We start from the raw sequence: 6,000 nt of genomic DNA on the forward strand, positions 1-6,000 counted from the left end.
CGTGTTTTAAAATACAAAAATTTTATTAAAAGCATTTGATTTTTATAAATCAAAAAGGCAGCTCTCTTGAGAATTCAGTATTCATTTAGAGATAACAGATTTTGTTACATTTGGTTTGAGTGAGATTAATTGGCTCAAGAAAGGTGGTAGAAAGAATAGTTGTTAACGGTTCTTTCCGATAGATTGTAAAAAGGCAGTACATTTGCACTGCCTTTTATTAAAATGAATAGAATATAAATTGTTTTTTGCGTTTTCTTAAAACTGATAGCGTATTCCGCCTGAAAAGCTTGCTCCGGATATACCAGTTTTTTGAAGCTTATATTGATAGTTAACATCAGCATAAAGTGCGATATTTTGTGATAATTGTGCATTTACACCAAGTCCACCTTCAACAGACGCTCCTATAGAATCAAGGTGGAATGGTTCACCAATCTGTATCGTACCATTGTTAGAAAAAGCTTTAACAACGTTTAGTTTACCATAGAAAGAAAGAATACCGCCGTTTTCAATAGAAGGCTTCGTTTGCGTTAAGCGTCCACCAACACGCACTAAGTATTGATAAGGATTTCCCATATCCACATCAAAGCCATCGACATCTGAGAGTGTGCCAAGCATGAGGCGTTGATAAACAAGTTGTGCTTGTGGTTCAAAGACCAATCCTTTCCTACTGGTTTCGAACTTTTGTCCAATGGTTGCTGATGCACTGAATGTATCAGCATTTTTCAACTCTGCAGTCTTTCCTATGAGAGCTGTGGTGATATCTCCCTTGAGCATTCCATAGGAGAAGAGTGCATGGATGTATATCCCATTATTATGGCGCAGCCCACTATATGCAGTAATTGACCATTTATTGAGTGTACTCTTGTCAGCACCTTCCATGTCTTTAGGGGTGAAAGCTAATTTCCCATATGTTCCTAAAAGACCGAAATTGGCGGTCATGTTTTGGTCTTCTAGAGTTGCTAATCTAATGCCTGCCTGTAAAGCTGCATAGTGAATATCGGCACCATAGCCATATTGTAATGGCGTACGGTGAGAGGATAATGTCATCTTATTTCCATAAGTCGAGAAGAAGACTCCTTTGTTTTTATGATCTTTTGTCTCAAAGGTGTTTTCCTGCATCGAGTTGAGTAAAGTGTTTTGATTGTTTATATCAGCCAGTCCAGCTGAGAATAGTGCGTTAGGCATGGACAAATAGCTTGCCACTTGAGGAACGAGAGCTCTGATCTTTCCTTCATTATCGAGAGTCGCATTTTGCAAGCGAAAATCCCAGAAATTCTGATTTTTTTCCAAGATGTTTTGTGCGTTGTTTGCTTGTCCAAGGGATGATGAACCGGTATTTTGCGCTTCTTTCTCTTTTGGTGAAACACCTTCAATCATTGTTCCTGATGCTGATATCGTGTAGATTGTGTAGTCTTTGAGGGTATTTTCTTTTGATTCTTGTGATATTCCGCTAAAATGACTTTGTGTGCTATCGGCTGTCCCATGGCTGGATGTTGGACCATAGGCTTTGAGTATATATTTATAGGGCAATCCCCCCATTGTGGTGTAGCCGTGTGCAAGTTTGAAGGAACCTTCATTTGCATTTCCAGAAACTTGAATGAGTGAAAGACCACGCATATTTGAGGAAACAGAATCTTCAGCTTTTAATATCTCACCTTTCGCAAGGTTCTTGATATGGACTGTTGTGCTGCCTGATACATCACCATGTATAAGGAGGCGGTCAGCTTTTTGCTGTTCTTTTACTAGACCATCACTCCATTCAATATTAAAATAAATTTTTGCATCGCCTGTGGCATTGTAAACTGTATTATAAGTGCTTTCTATATCGGGGATTGTACTTCCCTCAGGTCTACGAACCTCAGCTGTTCGCCCTACATACAAGGTATGATAATGATCTTTTTCCCGCCCTTGTGGTGTCTTAAATATGATAGAACTATTATTAAGATTCAGTACTGAAACGGTAGAAAGGGCTCGTTGTTTAATATCACTGAGCTCATAGTTAAACACATTAAAGTCAGTATCGACTTCCTCTTGAGAGGTCTTTAAGTACCATTTGCTCTTGTTATTCAGAGTCAAAACCGTTGTATTGACTTTTAAAGTTCTTGCTCGTCCCTCTATTGTTGAATTATCAGCGGTTAATGCTAAAGTTACAGGAAGAGTATCGTTGTCATAATATTTACGTTTCGTTTTATTTCTCAATAATACGTCAGATCGAATTTCTGAGTCTTTAAGTTGAACTTCAGCAACGGCTCTTGAGCAGTAGGGACCAAGAATACCGGTACCGTTTTTCACAAGAAGTTTTGTATTGCTAAGAACAACCTTATTGACAACTTTTTCTCCACTTTTCAGTGAAGAATCTTTTGTTTCATAAAAAACGATACCACCGGCACCTCCTCGTTGGACGGTTATGGTTGAATCTTCAACGTTGATTATACCATTCTTTGTTTCTAAACCTTTGTATACTGTATTTGCTTTAATTTCTTTAGCATGAATGCGTCCACCTTCTGATACAGAAAGTGCAGACATTTCCGTGTGTATTGTTGATTTTACAATTGTGATAGCTGCTTTATCATGCGCTAATATTCCAGGTCCTTTATCGCGGACAAGAACATTATTTAAAGTCTTTTCTTCTCCCTTATTTAATTCAATCTTTCCCAAAATTCCAGGAGTTTCAGGAGCTGATGTATTTGCATAAGTTGAACCGAAATGAGAAAAAATCAAAGTTCCAGCAATTGTACATAACAAAAAATTTTTCTTATAAATATATTTCTTACACATAGATATGCCTTTAGTATTTGGTATGCTTTGATGCTTACTTCATTCCCCTGATGGCGCAAGTACCCAGACAGTTTCTATATCATTATGTTTTTATTGTAAATAACAAAACGAATTATATTGATGGTGTTCTCTATGATTTGAAGTTTTGCTTCAGAAAAACTTTTTTCATGATCATAAAAAGTCGAGAAAAGTGGATTTCATAAAACCTAGCTTGGTTAAGCTTATGCTAAAAGCACTATGAAGTATGATATTTAAAAATTGTCTATTAAAGATAATCGCTATAAAAGCTCTATAGCGTTGAGATGTATTATTTGATGCATTCACCAAAACGATCAGCAAATTTTTTCTGCTATAAGAAGAAGAGATGAGGGGGCTATTCACAGGCTTTCTTTAAAGATAAGGGTACCAAAGTCCATTTTTCTAAGGAAGCACAGCCCATTTCGCGACGGTGTTCATGAATGCTATAACGCTAAAGCCATAGAATCCCATCATATTTACGCTTACGAAGGAGCAAGCCGATACCTTTACGCTTAATAAAAGAGCAAGCCCGTCACACATTTTGCTAGCTCCCAATATTTGTGATAAGCCCTTGGCACTTGAGACAGTTCATGAGAGGAATTCTCAGGCTTTTCTTATATAACTTTTCTCCACACGCCAGCCCTGCTTGTAATGTGTAAGTGAATGATTTTGATTAGTTCAACATGGAACAGATTTTAAATGAGAGAAATTTACGATATTCAAGATTTTAATTCAATAGGAATAACGATAAATTATCATTATAAATCAATATTTTGAATATTTCATTTAAAACATCTTTTATTGATATAAAAAGAACTTTATTGAGTGATTTCATTTTATAAATGAAAAAATTAGCTTTCTTGAGCATTTTGTATATGAAAGATAAAGCGCTTGTTGTTAGATTTTCTTTTCATGCATTAATTTTCTCAAAACTGTTTGTTTAGAAGAACCAGCAATGGAAGTGTAAATAAATCTTTATAGATAGCGACAACACATCGTAAAGAAAGAAATTATTTTATTGCTATAATAGATTGTAAATAAAAAAAATACAGTCCGTTTTTTTGTTAATAGTAAACGGATTAATATGCTTATTTTTTTATAATTTTTATATTAAAATTGGTAGCGTATTCTATCAGAAAAACTTGTCTCGGCTACACGTCTTTTAAAAATTTTTGATAGTTTACATCAATATAGAGAGTTAAATTGTGAGATAATTGTGTATTGTGCTAAACGCACCTTTAACGGCAGAATCTATCGGATTAAGGTGAAAATGAATACCAATCTGTTTAGTATCATTAATATCAAAGTTTTTTAAGGAAGTTCACTTTCTCATACAAGGATGGGGTACGATCTTCTACGGTCCTAACAATAGTTTTTGTTAGATACCTACCTATCCGGACTAACTGGGGAGACTGTCTGATTTAATTTTAAGATTATCAATATGTTAAAAGGCGTTAAAAATCAATTCCTTAGTACACAAATTATGTTTGTGCTTCAAAAGGTTAGTTCTCTGATTATTTTTTGCAAATTTTTGACAAATGATTGTTGAGGCAATTAACATTTTTACAGCATAACTTTAATAGTATTTTTATAGAAGTTTTAGAGATATTTGCTGTCCAGATATCATAAGGGAAGAGTGTAGCCATATGAAAACACTGTTATGCTCTTATATTATAAGCTATGATTGATTATTTATCCGGTATGTTTTTTTTCATTTTCTATATCCTTTGGAATGAATGAGAGTGGCTGTAGGTTTCCTATCTGTTTTAAATGTGCAGTGGTTAACTTTTCATTTTTCTAATATCATCTTTGCTTGGACAGCTCCATGGTGCATATTAGCACCATATCTACCTTCAAAGAGGAGCATAATTGAACGGTAAAGTTGTTGTACTTCCATAAGTGAAAAAGCAAGAAATCTTCTATTTTTTAAGATTTATTCTTAATGCTATTATCTTTATATTATCTAAAAATACACTTTGCTTAGCTTTATGGGCAAATTCGATGATGAATAGCTGCGCAATCCGTGTGAAGAGGAGGAAAAGTGTATTTAAGTAGAAAAGAAAACACTTCAGGAAAAAATCGATTTCATGTACGAAAAGGCAGCATACTTTGTGACATATTCTAGATAAAAATACCTTATCTTTTATCTTGATAAAATGGTATAATATGCTGATTTATAATGATAATTTAGCGTTGATTTCATTGAGTTAGAGTTCTGAATAACGTAAGATTCTCTCATTTGAAACCTGTTTGTCTTAAATCAAGAAAAACCATTCTCTTGCACACCACAAGCGGGGCTGGCGTGTGGGTAAAAAATGTATAAGAAAGGACTAAAAATGGCTCTTATGAATCGTCTCAAGAGCCAAGGGCTTTAGCAACACCCACGAGCTGGAAAATATAATGATGGTGCCGGATTGCTCTTTCACAAACGTAAAGATGGGGGTACTCAATGCTTTATCGTTATACCATTCATATACCATTCATGGGCGCTGTCGCTAAATGGACTTGGGTGCCTTGAGAGATGTCCTTTTAAAACAAGCTCGTGAATTGGCACCCCTCCCAATAGCACTCTGTTCTTCGTGATGGTCATGATCCCATTAAAGAACGTGAGAAACGAAAACGTGAGGCAATGCGTAATCTCCATTATTTAAAAGACATTGCCTTAGATGCTTTTGAAAGTTGTAAAGCTGAATTAAAAAATGATGGTAAAGATGGAAACTGTTTTCACCTTTAAAACTCCATATTCTCCCTAAATTAGGCTGTTTGCCTATTTCAGAGATTACACAAACAGAAATAGGCAATACCCTCGCTCCCATCTGTCATACAAAAGCTGGAGCTGCTAATACAGCACTGATGCGTCTCAAACTTTGTTTTAAACAGCTGCGGCGTTGGGCGTGGATGTTGATTTTACAGGCAGTAGAAAAAGCAAGGGCTCTCTTAAGGAGGGATAGTGTAGTGTTATTAGAACTTATAAAGCGAAAAGGCAGCATATTGTTGCTGCCTTTTTTGTTGATGCATAGAAAAGAAATACGCTGTTTTGACAGTTTTGTTTTAAAACTGATAGCGTATGCCACCTGAAAAGCTTGCACCACTTATACCAGTTTTCTGAAGCTTTTGTTGATAACTTACATCACCATGAAGGGAGAAATTGTGAGACAGTTGCGCATTGATGCCAACGCCGCCTTCAATTGCAGGTCCCATAGG

The 6,000-nt window shown here is 35.6% G+C and carries 2 protein-coding genes and 1 pseudogene; 1 reads left to right on the forward strand and 2 read right to left on the reverse strand.

What is annotated here, in order from left to right; translation table 11 throughout:
- Window positions 1-255: 255 nt before the first annotated feature.
- Window positions 256-2,778, reverse strand: coding sequence for an autotransporter outer membrane beta-barrel domain-containing protein (locus tag ACFIQE_RS04010; RefSeq protein WP_375646856.1), 2,523 nt, complete (start codon window positions 2,776-2,778; stop codon window positions 256-258).
- A gap of 2,354 nt (window positions 2,779-5,132) precedes the next feature.
- Here ACFIQE_RS04010 and ACFIQE_RS04015 point away from each other — a divergent pair.
- Window positions 5,133-5,736: pseudogene (locus ACFIQE_RS04015) on the forward strand (integrase); the annotation flags it as partial.
- A 111-nt stretch (window positions 5,737-5,847) separates the two neighbouring features.
- Here the strand turns inward: ACFIQE_RS04015 and ACFIQE_RS04020 are convergent.
- On the reverse strand, window positions 5,848-6,000 hold a 153-nt coding region (locus tag ACFIQE_RS04020; RefSeq protein WP_375630165.1), incomplete at its 5' end, for an autotransporter outer membrane beta-barrel domain-containing protein.

The sequence above is a fragment of the Bartonella sp. AA1HLJMS genome, assembly GCF_042197445.1.
Lineage (GTDB): Bacteria > Pseudomonadota > Alphaproteobacteria > Rhizobiales > Rhizobiaceae > Bartonella.